General features: G+C 70.7%; 18 protein-coding genes and 1 pseudogene. 12 read left to right on the forward strand and 7 right to left on the reverse strand.

Annotated features, from left to right (window positions below):
• The first annotated feature begins 283 nt into the window (after positions 1–283).
• Together ACZ6CZ_RS08005 and ACZ6CZ_RS08010 are read left to right on the forward strand one after the other, a co-directional pair.
• Positions 284–1636, forward strand: coding sequence for an extracellular catalytic domain type 1 short-chain-length polyhydroxyalkanoate depolymerase (locus ACZ6CZ_RS08005; RefSeq protein WP_469016351.1), 1353 nt, complete (start codon positions 284–286; stop codon positions 1634–1636).
• A gap of 241 nt (positions 1637–1877) precedes the next feature.
• Positions 1878–2519: a nucleotidyltransferase domain-containing protein gene (locus tag ACZ6CZ_RS08010; protein WP_469016353.1), complete on the forward strand. Its 642-nt coding sequence runs from the start codon at positions 1878–1880 to the stop codon at positions 2517–2519.
• Positions 2520–2600: 81 nt separating this feature from the next.
• Here ACZ6CZ_RS08010 and ACZ6CZ_RS08015 read toward each other — a convergent pair whose 3' ends face one another.
• The 3 genes from ACZ6CZ_RS08015 to ACZ6CZ_RS08025 form a co-directional block, all read right to left on the reverse strand.
• Positions 2601–2747, reverse strand: coding sequence for a hypothetical protein (locus ACZ6CZ_RS08015; RefSeq protein WP_469016355.1), 147 nt, complete (start codon positions 2745–2747; stop codon positions 2601–2603).
• 220 nt (positions 2748–2967) lie between these two features.
• Positions 2968–3765: a hypothetical protein gene (locus ACZ6CZ_RS08020; RefSeq protein WP_469016358.1), complete on the reverse strand. Its 798-nt coding sequence runs from the start codon at positions 3763–3765 to the stop codon at positions 2968–2970.
• A complete protein-coding gene (locus ACZ6CZ_RS08025; protein WP_469016360.1) occupies positions 3752–4150 on the reverse strand; it encodes a PIN domain-containing protein in 399 nt (132 codons plus the stop codon). The genes ACZ6CZ_RS08020 and ACZ6CZ_RS08025 overlap by 14 nt, the downstream gene beginning before the upstream one ends.
• Before the next feature lie 277 nt (positions 4151–4427).
• On the opposite strand from ACZ6CZ_RS08025, the gene ACZ6CZ_RS08030 reads away from it, so the two are divergent.
• The 5 genes and pseudogenes from ACZ6CZ_RS08030 to ACZ6CZ_RS08050 form a co-directional block, all read left to right on the forward strand.
• Complete coding sequence (locus ACZ6CZ_RS08030; RefSeq protein ID WP_469016362.1) at positions 4428–5654, forward strand: hypothetical protein; 1227 nt, start codon at positions 4428–4430, stop codon at positions 5652–5654.
• Between the two features lie 199 nt (positions 5655–5853).
• Positions 5854–6168: a hypothetical protein gene (locus ACZ6CZ_RS08035; protein ID WP_469016365.1), complete on the forward strand. Its 315-nt coding sequence runs from the start codon at positions 5854–5856 to the stop codon at positions 6166–6168.
• A 434-nt stretch (positions 6169–6602) separates the two neighbouring features.
• Positions 6603–6794, forward strand: coding sequence for a hypothetical protein (locus ACZ6CZ_RS08040; protein ID WP_469016368.1), 192 nt, complete (start codon positions 6603–6605; stop codon positions 6792–6794).
• Positions 6795–7034: 240 nt separating this feature from the next.
• On the forward strand, positions 7035–7571 hold the full coding sequence (locus ACZ6CZ_RS08045; RefSeq protein WP_469016369.1) for a YcxB family protein: 537 nt from the start codon (positions 7035–7037) through the stop codon (positions 7569–7571).
• Positions 7567–7943, forward strand: a pseudogene (locus ACZ6CZ_RS08050) (aminoglycoside phosphotransferase family protein); the annotation flags it as partial. The gene ACZ6CZ_RS08045 and the pseudogene ACZ6CZ_RS08050, both read left to right, overlap by 5 nt.
• Positions 7944–7954: 11 nt before the next feature.
• On the opposite strand, the gene ACZ6CZ_RS08055 reads toward ACZ6CZ_RS08050, so the two are convergent.
• Positions 7955–9343 carry an MATE family efflux transporter gene (locus ACZ6CZ_RS08055; protein WP_469016371.1) on the reverse strand — a complete coding sequence of 463 codons (1389 nt, stop codon included), beginning with the start codon at positions 9341–9343 and terminating at the stop codon, positions 7955–7957.
• Positions 9344–9453: 110 nt separating this feature from the next.
• Between ACZ6CZ_RS08055 and ACZ6CZ_RS08060 the strand changes: the two genes are divergently transcribed.
• Entirely contained in the window at positions 9454–9978 is a 525-nt protein-coding gene (locus ACZ6CZ_RS08060) for a PadR family transcriptional regulator (RefSeq protein WP_469016374.1), read from the forward strand.
• A 48-nt stretch (positions 9979–10026) separates the two neighbouring features.
• Here ACZ6CZ_RS08060 and ACZ6CZ_RS08065 read toward each other — a convergent pair whose 3' ends face one another.
• The 3 genes from ACZ6CZ_RS08065 to ectA form a co-directional block, all read right to left on the reverse strand.
• Entirely contained in the window at positions 10027–10467 is a 441-nt protein-coding gene (locus ACZ6CZ_RS08065) for a hypothetical protein (RefSeq protein WP_469016376.1), read from the reverse strand.
• A gap of 129 nt (positions 10468–10596) precedes the next feature.
• On the reverse strand, positions 10597–11391 hold the full coding sequence (locus ACZ6CZ_RS08070; RefSeq protein ID WP_469016379.1) for an enoyl-CoA hydratase-related protein: 795 nt from the start codon (positions 11389–11391) through the stop codon (positions 10597–10599).
• Entirely contained in the window at positions 11388–11945 is a 558-nt protein-coding gene (gene ectA, locus ACZ6CZ_RS08075) for a diaminobutyrate acetyltransferase (RefSeq protein WP_469016382.1), read from the reverse strand. Before ectA ends, ACZ6CZ_RS08070 begins: the two co-directional genes overlap by 4 nt.
• Before the next feature lie 1077 nt (positions 11946–13022).
• Here ectA and ACZ6CZ_RS08080 point away from each other — a divergent pair.
• From ACZ6CZ_RS08080 to ACZ6CZ_RS08095, 4 genes are read left to right on the forward strand one after another with little or no spacing between them, the layout of a single operon-like run.
• Positions 13023–13292 (forward strand): phosphopantetheine-binding protein, encoded by a 270-nt coding sequence (locus ACZ6CZ_RS08080; protein WP_469016384.1) that lies wholly within the window; start codon positions 13023–13025, stop codon positions 13290–13292.
• Positions 13289–14605, forward strand: a complete 1317-nt coding sequence (locus tag ACZ6CZ_RS08085) for an acyl carrier protein (RefSeq protein WP_469016386.1) — start codon at positions 13289–13291, stop codon at positions 14603–14605. The genes ACZ6CZ_RS08080 and ACZ6CZ_RS08085 overlap by 4 nt, the downstream gene beginning before the upstream one ends.
• A complete protein-coding gene (locus ACZ6CZ_RS08090; protein ID WP_469016389.1) occupies positions 14602–16137 on the forward strand; it encodes a class I adenylate-forming enzyme family protein in 1536 nt (511 codons plus the stop codon). Before ACZ6CZ_RS08085 ends, ACZ6CZ_RS08090 begins: the two co-directional genes overlap by 4 nt.
• Positions 16130–17491, forward strand: a complete 1362-nt coding sequence (locus ACZ6CZ_RS08095; protein WP_469016392.1) for a type III PLP-dependent enzyme domain-containing protein — start codon at positions 16130–16132, stop codon at positions 17489–17491. The genes ACZ6CZ_RS08090 and ACZ6CZ_RS08095 overlap by 8 nt, the downstream gene beginning before the upstream one ends.
• The last annotated feature ends 112 nt before the right edge of the window (positions 17492–17603 follow it).

Here is a 17603-nt window from a genome sequence, read left to right on the forward strand (position 1 = left end):
GCCCCAACCGTCGGGAAGTGCAGGAATCCGGTGAGGACGTCCGGCCCACTTCTGGGGGGTTCGCCACCGTTGGGGCGCCGATCGTCATCCGGCCTGATGGGCGTCATGGCGTCGCTCAGGGAAGTCCCTCGGGTGACTGTCGAGCTGGGGACAGGCACAGGTGGAGCTGCTTGGCGGAGGGCCCGGTGTGGTGCGGCAGCCAATGGCCGGATCTGGCGACAGTGTGACAGTGGAGAGCAATACTGCACTGTTGGCGCTAACAAACCGTGGAGGAAGAGATCCCATGGCACGAATCCGGTACCTGCGGTTCCGCCTGTTAGGCCTGCTCCTGGCGGTCGTCGCCGCTGTCGGTGTGGGCCTGACCGCCGCGCCCCAGGCCGCCGCGGCCTCGTTGACCCAGGTCACGAACTTCGGCGCCAACCCGACCAATCTGCAGATGTACGTGTACGTGCCGGCCAGCGTCAAGGCCAACCCGCCGATCCTGCTCGCGCTGCACGGCTGCCAGGGCTCCGGGCCCTACCTGTACTCCAGCACCGACTTCGGGTCGCTGGCGGACAAGAACGGGTTCATCGTCATCTACCCTTCGTCCAACCCGAGCGGCAGTTGTTGGGACGTCTCGTCCGACCAGGCACTCAGGCGTGACGGCGGCAGTGACCCGGTCGGGCTGATGTCGATGATCACCTACACCGAGCAGCACTACGGCGGGAACCCCAACGCCGTGTACGTCACCGGCGAGTCGTCGGGCGGGATGATGACCAACGTCATGCTCGCGGACTACCCGGACGTGTTCAAGGCGGGCGCCGCGTTCATGGGCGTGCCCTACCACTGCTTCTACACGGGTACGGTGCGCGGCTGGAACGGGCCCTGCGCCGGGGGCCAGGTCTCCATGACCCCGCAGCAGTGGGGCGACCTGGTGCGCAATGCCGATCCCGGCTACACCGGGCCACGTCCCCGCGTGCAGTTGTGGCACGGCACCGCCGACACCACCCTGAACTACAACAACCTCGGTGAAGAGACCAAGCAGTGGACGAACGTGCTCGGGGTGAGTCAGTCCCCGTCGTCGAGTGACACCCCGGTCACCAACTGGAACCGGGCCCGGTACAACAACAGCTCCGGCAGCACGCAGGTCGAGACGTACGGCATCGTGGGTGCCGGGCACCAACTGCCGATCCAGGGCACGCAGATGGCCGCCTACGCCATCCACTTCATGGGCCTGGACGGCAGCGGCTCCACCACCGCCACCACGGGACCGCTCCACGCCGTGGGCGCGGGCAAGTGTCTGGACGACCCCAACTCGACCACGACCCTCGGCACCCAGCAGCAGATATACAGCTGCAACGGCCAGCCCAACCAGACCTGGACGCACACCTCGGCGAAGGAGCTGACGGTCACGGTCGGGGGCACCACCCTCTGCCTGGACGCCAGCGGCAGGGGCACCACCAACGGCACCAAGGTGATCGTCTATTCCTGCAGCGGCCAGCCGAACCAGCAGTGGAACGTCAACCCCAACGGTACGATCACCGGCGTCCAGTCCGGCCTGTGCCTGGACGTGAGCGGGGCCTCCACCGCCAACGCGACTCCGGTGCAGCTCTGGTCGTGCAGCGGCGCCGGCAACCAGCAGTGGACGCTCGGGTAGTCGGCCTCCGAGAGGCCGGTTGTGAACGTCGTCCCGGGGAGACGGAGGGTGCCGTCTCCCGGGGCCGCGGCGTTGTCAGCCCCACCAGCCGTCGCCGGTGTGCCCGTGCCGTACCCATCCCGGCCTCGGCGGTATCGCGCACGTGGTCAGGGGCATGCACCGTCCGGTCCCCAGGTTCCCCTGGCCTGGTTCATCGATCGTGGCCTGGGGCTCTCTTCGAGACCGCTGATAGATTCCTGCGGTGAGCGAGCAACTGCCCAGCGGCGGCATCGAACTGTCACCCGGCGAGATCGAAGCCCTCCACGACAGGTGGTCCTCCTGCTGGACCCCGAGTGAGGTCGCGCAGCAGTTGGCCGGGATCGGCACGCCCTGGTACGTGGCCGCGGGCTGGGCGCTGGACCTGTTCCGCGGTCGGCGGACGCGCGCTCATGGGGACATCGAGATCGCGATTCCGGCCGCGAGCTTTCCGGAGGTCCGCTACCGCTTCCCCGGATACGTCTTCGACGCGGCAGGCAGTGGCCGGATCTGGGAGGACGCCACAACGGAGGTGCTGGCCGCCGTACATCAGACGTGGCTCCGCGATCCGGCCACCGGCAACTACTTGCTGGACGTGTTCCGCGAACCGCACGACGGCGACACCTGGATCTGCCGCCGCGATGAGAGGATCCGGCTTCCCTACAGCGACATCATCCAGCACACCCAAGACGGCATCCCGTATCTAGCGCCCGAACTGGTCCTGCTGTTCAAGGCCAAGCACGCCCGCCGAAAAGACCGATCAGACTTCGACGCGACCCTCCCACACATGTCCCCAGCTCAGCGCGAGACCCTGGCCGAGCTACTCGACTGCGTACACCCGGGGCATCCCTGGATCGCGGATCTGTAGTTGGCTACTGGCGCGGTCGCTCAACTGCGGCTGACTGCGCGAGGAAGCCAGTCTGCGCGCACCCGGCCATGTGAAAGCGGGTCACGGCGGAGGGCAGACGGGCCGGCCGGCGCCGCCCGGCTCAGCGGTCCGGGGCAGCGCCTTGTCGGGGTGCGCGGTGTGGACGTAGCGGACGGCGGTGCCGGGATGGATGCCGAACAGGTGCACCAGGTATACCGGGTCGAGCAAGCTGGTCAGGATCTCGGCCTGTGCTTTCACCTTCAGCCGGTGGACAGTCGGTGGACGACGAGGACGCTGGAGGCCGACTCGGTCGACCGAACCGGTAGGTGAACCGGCCGTCGTCGTCCAGGAGCTGGGCGGTGGCCGGCAAGGCGGGGAAGGGAGCGGGAGCGTGCCCTGTCCCACCAGCCGCGAGCCCGGTCGTCAATCGGGCCGTCCACGCGGTCGCTCAGAGCGTGAGCACCGGTCGGGTGGAGAAGTCTTCGTACATGTCTTCGCCGTCCGGTCCGTACACGAACTCGGCCATGCCGGGATTGCGGTTGGTGGTCGCCAGGGGTAGCCAGGCCAGCAGGCGGCCGTAGCCGCCGCACACCGACTCGCCCCCGTCACCGCCGTGAACCGCGGTGACGTCGCTGGTCAGCTCGGTGCGATAGGTGTCGTAGGCGATGTGCAGGCCGAAGGCGTTCAGTTCCTTGTGCGGGCCGGTGTCGTCGCCGTAGGGAATGCGGTCGAGGGGGCAGTCGTCGCCCCACCGGAACAGGGTGTCCGATCCGGCGCCGCAGGCGTGTTCCCACTCGTCGCTGCTCGGCATCCGCAGGCCACGGGCGCACAGGGCAGCCGGCATGTCGGCCGGAGGTTCGCTGAGGTTCTCGTCCTCCACGGCCATCAGGACGGTGTCCAGGTGGACGCTGCGGCGAGCGCTGAGGATCTGCTTGAGGTGGGCGCGGAGATCGGGGCCGTGACCGTAGCCCTGCTCCAGGCTCTCGGCGTAGTCGGCGGCCTGTTGCGCGGTCGGCTTCCAGGTGTCGACATCGAAGCCCAGGGACACCCGGCCTCCGGGTATCAGCGCGAACTCCTGCCTGTCCCGCTCGATCCGGACGCGGTGCAGCGGGGCACCGAGGTGTTCCGTGGCCTCGATGAGTGAGACCCGGCCGCCCACGTGGTCAGCGGCGTTCTGAGCGATCCGCCGGGCGGTGGCCTCGTCGAAGGTCCGCCACAGGTCAAGAGTGAGATCAGCGAGCGACATGGCCGGCAGTGTGGCACGCGGCACTGACACAGCACGCAATTGGCCCAGCCGTGCCACCCGCCGCCCGCATGAGCGGCGGAGCGGGCGTCCGCGACGATCTGCCGCCGGGCGGCCAGCGGCGACGGGGCGGGTGGACGGCTTGGAAGCCGGTGCCGGCATACGCCTTCGGTGTCAGGGTGAGCAGGTAGCGGCCGCCGGGGTGGGTGGGGGAGGGGCGGGCGGCGTGGATGGCGTGGACGGCGGCCCAGGAGTGCCCGAACCGCAGCAGCTCGATGGCGGTGACCGCGGCGTCGGTGTCGAGCACCTCGATCCGGATGAACCGCAGCCCCTTGACGCAGCCCAGCAGCCCGGGCCGTTCGGCGCCGCCGGCCGTGAAGGACAGCACCGGTGCATACAGATCGCCCAGCCCGCCGGAGGCCTGGATGGTAGAACGCCGCGACCGCCTCGTTGAACGGGTGCTTCGGCTCGTACAGTCTGGTCCAGGACGACCGCGGTGCCCCGTGCTCACCTTGATGCTCGTCTCGTCTGCTGACATACCCCCACTCCTTTACTGGTGATAGAGGAGTGGCGTCGGTGTGAGTTCTCAATGTCCCGACCTCGGCCGCCGACGGACCGCTGTGCGGGCGTTCTGGATTGTCAGGGGCGGCTGTTTTCATGGCGCCATGAATACAGTGCGCGAGACCGCCGCCCTCCTCCCCGATCCCGCCCGACTCCGTGCCCATCTGCGTGCTCTGGCCGTCCTGGACACGGCGATCGCTGAGGATCCGCGGTTCTGCCGGTACACCTTCCACGCCGCCTGGGGCCCTGGTGTCGAGGCGGCCCTGATGGACAACGGCTCCGGAGACGACTTCGCCGTCCTTTTCACTCCGGCCGGCGTACTCATTCGCGGCTTCGACCACGAGTCGGAGATGAGCCCGTACGGCACGGACGACGAGCAGGTCTGGCCCGGTGTCATCGACGAGGTGCCCGCGGCGTTGCGCCCGCTTCTGGACGAGCCCGCCTTCCATGGCGAGGACATCGATGCCCCTCGGGTCACCGCCTGCCTGTGGCAGGCGACCGGCGACACCGTCTGGCGCACCGGCTCGACCATCGCCTTCCCAGAGGGCAGCGGAGACCCGGACGGCTCCGGCTTCCTCTTCCACCTCCTCACAAACCGCTCCCCTGAGGCCGTTCAGGCATGGTTCGAGGACTACTACGAACGCCCGGTTCCCCTCGACGCCGTCCGCCACGTTCTCGCCGGACACTCCCTCACCCCCGCGGTTGCCCAGGCCCTCAATCCGGCCGCCCTCTCCGAGAACGCACTGCTCCGAAGGATCGCCGCACACCCCGAGGTCGCCTCCTACCTCTCCTGCGACGGCGAGTTCGACCTCGCCCGCACCGATCCGATCGAGTCGATAGCCCTGCCCAACGCTCTCCCGGTGGAGCCCATCGCCGGCTGCAACGCGGGCGGCACGCACTACCTGTGCGGCCCGGCCGTCCCCGGCGGCCTCCGCCCCGTCCTCTACACCGACTCCGAGGGCCGGGCCTCGCTCATCGCCGAGTCTCTCGCCGAGGCCCTGACCCTCGCCATCGTCCTGCCGTCCTGGCACGACGCCCTGGCCGGCTTCCGGCCCCCGGCCCTCAACTCGGACTACCTCGACGACCACCCCGACCACCCCGCCGTCCGCAACCGCCTCCTCGCCGCGCTGCGACTTCCCCCGGCCACGGACCAAGAAGTCCTGGACCGTCTGCTCATCACCGCCGCCCGCACCGTCCACGACGGATTCCTCCCCCACGTTCTCGACGACGACGAGGAGTCCGCCTTCGAGCCGATGCTCGAACCGTCCGCTGACTGGTACCTGGCCGGGCAATCACTGGTCCACGAGGGTGGTCGGGACGGAAGAACCTGATGACTGCAGTGGAGATGAGTCGCGCCGAGGTAGTCGCGCTCGTGCAGCGCGTCAAGGATGCGGGCTGCGCCTCCGACGACGAGGTGGCCGGGTGGCTGCACAAGCTCGACAGAGCTCTGGCTTGCCCGTCCGGGTACGTCAGGACTTGATTGAGATCAAGCGGAGCAGGGCGGCGCATCCGGCCCGGCATCATGTCCGGGTGACCACATGGATGCGCTGCTACTGGGACGGGGAAGACGTCTGGTTCTACTTCGAGGTCGACGCGGATGGCTGGGTAACCAGGCAGGTCGAACTCCAAGGGCCTGCGCTGACACCGATCGCAGCCGCCTCCCTCGCCGAATGGCAGCAGGCCCACGAAGCGGGCCGCCTCGACGAGTACGACAGCAGGTTCGGGATCATGGCCGAGCTGCCCGTCTCGGAATGGGAAGGCCACGACCCCGAACAACTCACCTCCGAGGAGTTCGAGGAAATCTGGCGAGCTGCCCGTCGGCAGATCGCATCCCAGCCCAGCTGACCTCTCGGCTGAGCGGAAGCTTCTTGGCATCATCTCGGCATGACCCCGGCCCTTCCCCGCACTGTCCGAGCCGTCGACACCGCTCAGCTTCTGTACCTGGTGCAAGAGGCCGCCATGCACGGCTTCAGCCAGCGGCTCTCCGTCGACTGGCTCCGGGAGCACCTCGCCGCAGATGCGACGCACTACCTGTTTCCGACACGCGGGCACCGGCTCACGCACCGACCCGAGACGCCGTTGCAGCGGCGACGTTCTTCTTGGACGCCGTGTCCAAGGTGGTCAGCCGCGTCGAGCGAGCGGTGAAGGTACGTGAGTGGGCGGAGCGGAGGGCTGCCGATGCGGATGCGCGACGCCCCGGACAGTGGTGGAGCTGGCTGGACAGTCCGGCGGACGCTGACGATGGCGGTGCGCGTCGTGATAACGCGCACCGACTCGTCATGCCGTCACGCTTGTCGGCCTTCGGCCACGACCACGGGTCGGCGCAGGCGCGCAGGACGGCCGCGTGGATTGAGGACCTCTCCTCCGCCCTCGGCAGCGCGCCGAGCCCTGAGGCCGAGACGAAGGCCCGGGCACTGCTGGAGCGCCTCGGGACCGCCGCGCACGGTCGGCGGACGGCGGCGGCCGCGTAGTGGCGGGCACCGCGGTCGCCCTGGGCCACACGACCGCGGGAGCGCTGTACGACCCGGGCGGTCGAGGTCCGCCCGAGGCCTTCGCCAGTCGCGGCGGCGTGGCCCAGGGATGCGGCGAACAGCTAGCTGAGCAGCCGCTTTGCGGCACAGCCCACCCAGCCTCAATTGGCTCGCGGCACTGGCCCGCTCGCCAGATATCCTCCCCTGGTTCCATCAAGAAGATGACCAAGGGGAGGGTCCATGGAGAACCGTGCGGAAACCACGGTGGGGGAGTACGTCGAACTGGAGTACCAGGTGACGCGCGAGGACATGAGACAGGCGCTCAAAGCGCGGGCCAAGGCGTCGGGCCGTGCCCGGCGGGCCCAACGGTTCGCTGTGATCGGCGTGGCTGTGTTCGTCGGAGCGTCGTCGGTGCCGCTGGCGAAGGGTGAGACCCCCGATATGCAGTCGCTGGTGACCGCTGGCCTGCTCGTCGTGCTGCTGTTCGTGATGCAGCCCTGGCTCATGGCTCGCCAGTTCCACAAAATGGCGTCCCGGTACGGGGCGTACCGCGCCAGGGTCGACGACTTCGGTGCCACCGTCAGCAACACAGGCGGCTCCAGCCAGCTCAACTGGACCGCCGCCCCGCATTACGCCGAGACCCCCGACACCTTCGTCCTGCTCAGCGGGGACAGAAACGTCTCCTGTCTGACCGTGCTGCCCAAACGCGGCGCGCAAGAACCGGGAGGCGTGGACGGCATCCGCACTCTGCTGGACCGGCACATCCGCAGGCTCTGACCCAGGGCCTGTCGCCGTTCATGAGCCGGATGCGTTCGTTGCATGGGGCGGGGGCGGCGCCGTGCTGCTGCACGAGCGTGACGACGAGCGGTTCGCGATGCTGCCGGAGCGGGTTCAGCCGTCGACCCTGGCGGAGGTCAAGGGCGGTGACGAGGAGGCGACGGTTGCCGGGCGGCTCAACCGCCGCCTGGCTATCCCCGCACCGCCCGGCCTGCGCGGCTGCGCGAGCAGGCCGAAGCCTGGCAGGAGCGGCTGTGCAAGGACGCCGGGGAGCTGCCGCATGCACTGCCGCGTCAGGTGCTGGACGCCGCCGTGGCGACCGTCCGGGAGCTGGGTCGCATCCAGCCGGACACCCTCGTCCATGGCGACCTCCGGCTCCTTCATTAGGCAAGTCGATTGTCGGGCACCGGACTGTCGGGTTCTGCGACGGCTATTTTCGGACCACTGTGGTCGCAGTCGGCGGTTGTCGGTTGTTCCGTGCGCCGATACATCCGGGCGATGGCTGCGCACTGGAGTGCCATGGCCAGCGCCATGGCCAGGCAGATGCCGGGCAGGCCCAAACCCGACAGGCTGAATGCGAGCGCGAGTTGGAGTGCCACGCCGCACGTGGTGATCCGCGCGAGGGCCGGGCTGCCGCCGCTGCCCTCGAACACCCCGCCCAGCGCGATGAAGCACGCGAGAAGCGTCAAGTACGGCCCCAGGCAGCGCAGATAAAGCGCTCCTGCCTCGGCCACCTCGCCTTCGCCCCCGAAGGCTCGCATGATCCACGGCGCGGCAGCGAGCAGTGCCAGCGCGGCCGTGAGCCCGAGTGTGCCGGCAAGGACCAGCACCTGTCGCCCGACGGTCCGCCGCTCGTCGCGTCCGGCGCCGAGCAGGTGGGCGGTGCGGATGGAGGCGGCCTGGCGTATCGCGTAGAAGGCCATGGTCGCGACGTACATCGCCTTCGTCGCGATTCCGTACGCGGCGACCTCGCTGACGCCGATCCGGGCGACGACGGCGACGAGTGCGAGCGCCCCCGCCATCCGTACGACGAAGTCGGCCGACATGGGGAGCCCGGTCGCAGCCGTCTTGCGCGCATCGGCGGTGAGTGAACCGGCCCACCGCGGGGCCGCCTGGGCGGCCTGTCGCAGTACACCGTTGCGGTGCAGCGCCACGAGACCGCTCATGAGCGCGACCGTCCGGCCCAGCACTGTGGCGATCGCCGCCCCCCGCACGCCGAGGTCGAGTCCCAGGATGAGCAAGGGATCCAGCCCGAGAATCAGTCCGTTCGCGAGGATCGCGAGCTTCATCGGGGTGCGGGTGTCGCCCGCACCTTTGAGGATGCCGTCGATGACGTTGGTGGCGAAGAACGCCGCGATTCCTGGCAGTGCGATCGAGAAATAGCCAGTGGCGAGGGGCAGCGAGTCACCCCCGCTGCCGCCGAGTACGAGGTGGGCGAGCGGTTCGCGGCACAGGTATCCACCGATGGCGACCAAAGGTGTGACGAGCGCCCACAGGACCCATCCGCCGCGCACGGCGGAGCGCATCTCTGCCGAATCCTCCGCTCCTCTGGCTCGTGCGACGAGCACAGTCGTGCCCGAGCCGGCGACGAGGATGACGCCGAGAAGCAGGTTCTCGACATTCGTGGCGACAGCCACCGCGGCAACAGCGCTCCCGCCGAGCCGCGCCACCCAGACCATGTTGATGATCCCGGCCGTGACCCCCGCGAGAAGCTCGAAGTAGACCGGATACGCGAGCGACACCAGCCTGCGCCGGTGTTCTGCTGCCCCCATGACTGCACCCCTCTTTTCGCTGTACCTCGATTAGAGGTACAGCGAAAAGAGATAGCATGGCGGTACGGGTCGGGCAAGCGCGCTGACAGGCACAGGAAGGAGTTCGGAGCATGCTGGAGCTGTCGATTCTGGGTTTCCTCTTCGAGGAGTCCCTGCATGGATACGAGGTGAAAGCCCGCATTCAGGGCCTCAGTGGCCACATCCGTCCGGTGAGCGACGGAGCGCTCTATCCGGCCATCGCCCGGCTCGTGAAAGCGGGTCTGGTCGAGCAGCGCACCGAGCCTGGAAGCGGTGCCACACCTCGCCGGATCCTGTCCCTCACCGAGGCGGGCCGCTCCGAACTACTGGCTCGACTGCGGCACCCCAAGGAAGCCGAAATCACCGACGGGCAGCGCTTCTTCACTCTGCTCGCCTTCCTGCACCATCTCCCGAACCGTGCCGAGCAGGCCGCGGTCCTGCGTCGGCGGCAGACCTTCCTCAACATCCCGGCGAGCTTCTTCTACCGCGATGGCGAGCCAGTGCGAGCCGAGGAAGCGCCCAGCCTCTTCCGGCAGGGCATGCTGCGCATCGCTCGCGCCACCGGCACCGAGGAAAAGAAGTGGCTGGCCGAGGCCATCAGCAGCCTGGAGGGCTGACCACGGACCTAGGGCGGCACCTGCTCTCCTCGCGTACCGCTTCGGTGCTCAGGCCGCGGCCAGGAACGCGTGGTCGTGCGGCCGGCGCAGGAGGGTCTCGTTCCGGTGGACCCGGGTGGCAAGCCGCACGCGGGAGGCGGCGGCCGCGCACCGGAAGGCGTGGAGGTGGCGGAGGACCGCCTCCCGTTGGGCGGCGGGTCCCGACGCGCCGTCCAGGGTGAGGTCGACGTGGTGGCACTCTTCCGCCGAACCGTCGGGGGCCAGGTGGGTGACCCGGAAGGCGCACAGCAGACGGTTGCCGAACGGCAGCCGCCGCAGCCGGCAGCTGATGTGGCTCTCCGGGTAATGGACGTCGATGGTGTCGTCCACGCAGGACACGTGCACGGCGGGAGCGAGCCGCGGGTCGCTGATGATGAGCGCGAACGACGGTGCGAGGCCGCGGATGAGGGCGGGGCGCGGCCGGGGGCGGGCCGGGGCGGGCGAGCGCATGGGTCTCTCCTCGTGGACGACGTTGCGGGGCATGGCAGCGCAAGGGGCGGGAGGTGGCGCGGGCGACGGGGCGGGCCGGGGAAGGCACGGGACGCGAGCGCCAGGCGCGCAGGGTGAAGCCGGATGGGGTCAGGAGGCCTGTACGTCCTGGAGCCGGGTCGTCATGGCGCGGGACAGCGCCTCGGGGCCGGTGTGGGTGCTGTTCCACCGGGCGCAGTGGTCGAGCCCGCGGCGTATTCCTTCCTGGTGTGCCTCGTCCAGGGTGGCCTTGATGCCCTCGACGACGTGCGCGGGATGCCGGCCCAGTTCGTCGGTGAGGGTTCTGGCCGCCTCGTGCATGGCTGCCGAGTCGGTGTGGACGTCGTTGACCAGGCCGATGCCCGCGGCGCGCTCGGCGCTGATGGCGCGGCCGGTGAAGGCCAGTTCGCGCAGGTGTCCCTGATTGATCAGGAGGGGGAGGCGCTGGAGGCCGCCGAGGTCGGCGACGACGCCCAACTCGGCTTCGGGCAGCGCGAATCGGGCGCGGCGGGTGGCGTAGCGGATGTCGCATGCGCTGACCAGTTCCAGAGCGGCGCCGGTGCACTCGCCGTCGATGAGGGCGACGACCGGCTTGGGGCAGGTGGCCACCGCCGTCACCGCCTGCTGGAGGCGTCGGACGTCGTCGTCCATGAAGTTCCTGTCCCGCGAGCGTTCGGCACGGCGCAGGCGTATGACGTACCAGCGCAGATCCATCCCGACGGAGAAGGTGTCTCCTTCGCCGGTCAGCGCGACCGCTCGGATGTCGTCGCGGGCGGGGACGGTCGCCATGAGGGTGCGCAGGTCGTCCCAGAACGTGCCGCCCAGTGCGTTTCCCTCTCCGCTGCCGGCGATGGTGACCAGGGCGAGACCACCGTCCACGGTGACGTGGAGGGGCGCGACGCTCATCGGGCGGACAGGGCGACGGGCGCCGTGGCGGGGCGCGCGGGGGACGGGACGGCCGGAGTCATGCGGTACAGCACCTCCGGGAGGTGCGGGTGTTCCTCGTCGGGGAAGTCCTCGCTGGCGAAGAGGACTTCGGTGTGGACGTCGAGCCCGCGTTCACCGGCGAACCTGCGCAGCATGAGCGCGACGGCCCGGTTGCCGGGGTTGATGGTCGTCTCGATGCGGGTGGCTCCGCGCTCGGCGGCGCGGTCGGCGAGCGCGTGCAGCATGCGCACGGCGAGGCCGGGTGCGTGGGGACCGGGGTCGACGGCGGACTGCCAGGCCATGAGGGTGTCCGGCCGGGTCGGGCGGACATAGGCGGTGACGAAGCCGACAACCCGGTCGTCCGCTGTGGTGGCGACGACGGAGGTGTCGGCGAAGTCGCGGAACCAGAGGTTGTAGTAGTAGAGGCTGTTGGTGTCGAGGATGTCGGAGTCGCGCACCAGTCGCCAGACCGCCGGCGCGTCCGCCACGCGGGGTGAACGCATGTTGACGCGAGGGGCGTTGAGGTCGCTCATGGAGGCCTTTCGGTAATTGTGGAGGCGCTGTGACGAATGGGGAGGTCATTTCTCGGCGCGGTCGCGGTGCATGCCTTGGTTATTGCTTCGCCCTGCATCCGGGTGAAATTGCCCGTGCTATTCGAGCGGCCACGGGAAGACGTGGCGAGGGACACCGCAAGGTGTGGCTCATAAGGCGGTCCAGCCTGTCTATCACAGCCTCCGTGGAGCGCGCCAGCGTTGTTAATGAATTCTTCACACGGCCCGTCGGCCCGCGGTCGGGCCGGGCCCGCACGGATGCACTGTGGCTGATTTTCACGGGACTCTGGATGCCCTTCACCAGTCCGGCCGGCGGTCGAACCGCGTCCGCGAGCGCCCGGGGACACGGCCTCACGCACTGACACCACCAGGCGTTTCACCGCGGTGCCGCGTCGACTGGAACGCCCCGTTCGCCGACGGCCGAGGGAGCGATGAGGGAAATGGAAGAGATCCTTCCAGATGCTCTTTTCAGACACTTCCCGTGGTGTGAAGCATGCATATTCGGAGCCTGGCTACTCGCGTCATCACTTCCCCACGTAATGTCGCTGCACAGAACACCGATGCCACGGAACGAAGATCCAACGGAATGAGTAACCCGCATGGAGAGCACCTCCTGGCTAGGAACAACCCTTCTTGAGTCCCTTTTCGTCGGGCACTCCCTCTGCTGTAGCAGCGCAATCCGGGTGAGACTCCCGTAACCGCTGGGCCCGCCTCCTCCGTGGGCTGCGGAACACCGCGCGTCGGCCCGTGAGCACGCCGGCGGCGCATGGCGGCCCCGTCCGGTCAGGCGCTTGCGCCTCACGCCCCGGCCACCTCACCCGTGAACCTCCACCGCTCCGGCTCGCCCCGCCTTCCGGAGACCGCTCCGTCCGGCTCGCCCCTGTGTGCCCGGACCTACGGCGGGCGGCTCTGTACGTCCTGCGCCTGCTCGACGCCAGGCAACGACGGCGTCCCGTCCGCCCTCTCCCTCGGCGGATGCCGCCCGCCCCTCTCCCGGCGGCATCCCGTCCGCCCCCTCACGCACCCTTCCCGCCCCCTACGCGGAGGAGAACACCCTTCATGACCACGAACGACGTCCTGCGCCGCCTCACCCCCCTGATCCAGGCGCGTAGCGAACACCTCCCGCACGACACCACCGTCCTGTCGGGCGAAACCCGGCTGGAGCAGGACCTGCGCATGGATTCGATGGCGATCGTGCACGTGCTCGAAGACATCGAGGACTCCTTCGGCATCGCCATTCCCGACGAGCGGCTCGCCGGCGTCTACACCGTCGGCGACCTGGTCGACATCGTGCGGACCACGTCCGGGCGGGAAGGGCGGGCCGCATGAGCCGGACCCTCACGACCTCCGGCCCGGCACCCGCCCATGACACCCCCGCCGCCACCGCCTCCGGCGCTCCCGCCACGGAGCCCGGCACCGGCACCGCGGACTCGCTGACCGAGGCCATCCGAGGCATCGACACCGCTGCGTTGGACTGCGTACAGGTCAACGCGGCCGTCCTGGCCGACGCGGCGCACGGGCCCGGTGCCCATCTGGAACTCGGAGCCCGGTTGCGGTTCGCGCCGCACCACCCCGGTGACCGGCGACTGCCCACCGTCGAGCAGAACCCCACCGACCAGATCCGCCGGATGGGCCGCCCGCTCGGACTCGCCCTGGAGGCCGGAGCGCCCGTGACGGAGGGCCTGGCGCTGCTGGAGCTGCTGCCCGAGGACGGCAGCCCTTTGTACGCGGTCGGCGACGCCTACCGCATGCCGTGGCTGCCGTACCACGGCCACCAGCACATGGACCACAGCGTGCTGCTGCGGGCCGTGGACGCGGGAGCCCGCGTCGAGGCGGTGGACGCCTACGACAACGAGACGCCCTACGGGAGGGCGGAGCCGGTGGTGTGCTCCTTCGAACGGGCCGAGGCAGCCCTCCTGTTCGACGCCTCCTCCACCCTTCCGGTGACGGTCCGGCCCGTGCCCCTCACCCCCGCCCCGGTCGGAGCCGTCCTGGAGGACAACGCACGGCAGGCCGGTCCGCTGCTGGCGGGCGACGCCCCCGAGCAGTACGCCTCCGCCTTCCGCGACCACGCGGACCAGCAGGAGGCGTGTCACGCGCTGCTGCTGGAGACGTGGCTGCTGAGCCGCTCGCGCCGCCTGTACGCCGCCTGGGCGGCCCGCAGGGCACCCGGTTCCCCCCTCGCCCGCGCCGCGGCGGACCAGGCCGCCGCCTGGGACGCCCTGGCCGGCCAGTGCTACCTGGCCGCACGGCGGGTGCAGCGCGGACGCCCCGTCCCCCCGCAGATCCACACCGCCCTCGCCCAGCTCCTGCGCGCGGACGCCCAAGCCGCCCTCGACGCCTGCCGAACCGGACCAGGAGACACCATGACGTACGAACATCCGGAGATACGCGAGACGGTGGTGCGCACCGTCGCCGACGTCCTCGACACCGATCCCGCGGCGGTCGCCGCCGTCGACGACCTGAGCCGGCTCGACGGCTTCGCCTCCTTCCAGATGGTGGAGACGGTGGAGCGCCTGGAGGACGCCTACGGCGTGGAGTTCGCCCCGGGCGACCTGGAGTCGGACGTCCTGCGCCGCGTGGACGGCCTCGTCGGACTCGTCGCGCGCACCACCGGCCGGGCGGAGGTGGCCCGCTCGTGAGCACCCGCCCGCACGCCACCGTGCTGCACGAACTTCTCGACGCCCCCACCGCCGGCCTCGACGCCCCGGCGGTCACCAGCGGTGACGTCGTCCTCAGCCGCGCCGAACTCGTCCGGGCCAGCCACCGCTGCGCGGCGGCGCTGCACGCCCGCGGGCTGCGCCGCGGCGACCGGCTGGTGGTGACCAGCGACAGCGGCCCCGTGCTGGTGCCGCTGCTGTTCGGGGCGTCGCGGCTCGGCGTCGTCTTCTCCGTCCTGCACGACCAGGTGCGCGGCGACGTGCTGCGCCACGTACTGGCCGACTGTGAACCAGCCCTGGCCGTCGCCGCGTCGGCCGCCACCCGGGACGCCGTACGGGAGGCGGGAATCGCCGTGGCGGCCCCCGAGGACCTGGATCCGGCGCCACGGACCGGACCCGGGTCGCAGACCGACGCCGCGGCCGGAACGCCCCCGGCCGGCGCCGAGGGTCCGCTTCCCGTCGATCCGGTCTGCCTCATCTACACCTCCGGCACCACCGCGATGCCGAAGGCCGTGGTCTCCACCCATCAGCAGATGATGTTCGCCGTCCACGCCATCGCCGAACGGCTGGGCTACCGCGCCGACGACGTCGTCTACTGCCCCCTGCCGCTCTCCTTCGACTACGGCCTCTACCAGGTGTTCCTCTCCGCACTCGCGGGCAGCCACGTGTGGCTCGGCTCGGCCTCGGAGTCCGGCCCGGCCCTGCTGTCCAACCTGGTGCGCAGTCGGGCGACTGTCCTGCCGGCCGTGCCGCCGGTCTCCGCCGCGCTGTTGCGGCTGCTGCGCCGGCGCGGCGGAGAGCGTCCGCCGCTGCGGCTGCTCACCAACACCGGCGCCGCGCTGCCCGCCGACATACCGAACGGGCTGCGCGAGGTGCTGCCCGGACTGCGGGTGCAGCTGATGTTCGGCCTCACCGAGTGCAAACGGCTCACCATCGCCGAGCCGGACGAGGACCTGGTGCGCCCCGGCAGCTGCGGGCTGCCGCTCACCGGTACCGAGGTCTTCGTCGTGGACGAGGCGGGTGAACGGCTGCCCGCCGGCGAGGTCGGCGAGATCACCGTGCGCGGGCCGCACGTGATGGCCGGCTACTGGCGTCGCCCCGAACTCACCGCGGCCCGCTTCCCCCGGCGCGACGGCCTCTTCCCCGAACTGCGCACCGGTGACTACGGCTGGACCGACGAGGCGGGGCGCCTGTACTTCGCCGGCCGCCGCGACGACATCTACAAGCAGGACGGCTTCCGGGTCAGCGCCATCGAGGTCGAGGCGGCCGCCCGCCGGCTGCCCGACGTGGACACCGCGGCCGTCCTCACTCCCGACGGTTCACGCCCCGAGGCCGTCCTGGTGGTCACCGGCGCCGCCGATCCCGCCACCGTCCTGTCCCGGCTGCGCGAGCACCTGGAGGACTTCAAGGTGCCGCGGCTGTGCCACGCGGTCGACGCGCTGCCGGTCAACGCCAACGGCAAGACCGCGAAGGCCGTACTCGCCGGGCAGCTCGCGGAGGCCCGCCGTGGCTGACCTCGCACCCGGCACCGACGCGACGGCCGCGCGGGCCGCCGCCCCCGGCCCCTTCGCACCGCCCGTGCCGCCCGGCACGCCCACTCCGGCCTACGTCTACGACCTGGCCACGGTGCGCTCCGCACACGCCCGGCTCCGGTCCTGGCTGCCGGAGCCGAGCCAGCTGTACTACTCGCTCAAGGCCAACCCCCACCCGGACGTGGTGTCCGCGCTGCACGACCTGGGCTGCCGGGCGGAGGTCAGCTCGCCCGGTGAACTGGACGCCGCCCTGGAAGCCGGGGTCCCGGCCCCCGACATCCTCTACACCGGGCCCGGCAAACGCGACGAGGACCTGGACGGGGCTCTGAAGGCCGGGGTGCGCGACTTCGCCGTGGACTCCGTGCACGGCGTCGGCCAACTGGACCGCGCCGCCGCCCGGCACGGCGTACGCGTCGGCTACCTGCTGCGGGTCAATCCCGGCGGCGGCAGCCGGGGAGCCGGACTGCGGATGACCGGGGACCCTTCCGCCTTCGGCGCCGACGCCGAGGACATCGCCGCGCACCCCGAGCGGTACACCGGCGGCGAGTACGCCCGCATCGACGGCCTGCACCTCTACCTGGCCACCAACATCGCCGACGAGGAGGCGCTCGGCGACTCCTTCCGGGAAGCGATCACCGTGGCGCGCACCCTGCGCGAGGCCCTCGGCGTACCGCTGCGCACCATCGACCTCGGCGGCGGCTTCGGCGCCCCCTACGCCCGCGCCGGGGAGCTGCCCGCCTACCCGGGGCTGGCCGGCCGGCTGGCGCGGGAACTGGACGACGCGCTGCCGGGCTGGCGTGAGAGCGCCCCGGCGGTGGCCTTCGAGTCGGGCCGCTACCTGACCGCCACCTGCGGGCAGTTGCTGACCCGGGTCCTGGACGTGAAGGACTCCCACGGGCAGCGGGTCGTCGTCCTTGACACCGGTATCCACCACCTCGGCGGCATGGCCGGGCTGCGGCGCGTGCCACCGCTGCACCCCGACGTGGTCCGGCCCGGCGGCGCCGCGGCGGCGAGCGCCGGGACCGGGGACACCGGCGTCGGCGGACCCGCCGCGGCACCGGCCGGGGGCACGGACGCGGACGGCCCCGCCGGACCGCCCGGCCCCGCCATGATCTGCGGCCCCCTGTGCACCCCGCTCGACACCTGGGCCCGGTCGCATCCGCTGCCCCACGTCGCCCCCGGTGACCTGCTCACCGTTCCCAACACCGGCGCCTACGGCCTGCACGCCAGCCTCGTGCTCTTCCTGGGCCACCCGGCCCCGCTGGAGATCGTCACCGACGGCGGCCGGGTGCTGCGCAGCGACCGGCTGGCCTTCGTCCGGCGCGCCGCCGACTGACCTTCCCCCGCGCTCCCGCGCCCCGCCGCCCCGGACCGCCGTACCCATGCACCCGGCGCCGTCCGCGCCCGCGGCCTTCCGCGAACACCCACCCCCACCTCAGGAGAGACCA

It is taken from the genome of Streptomyces sp. NPDC041135, from assembly GCF_055592085.1.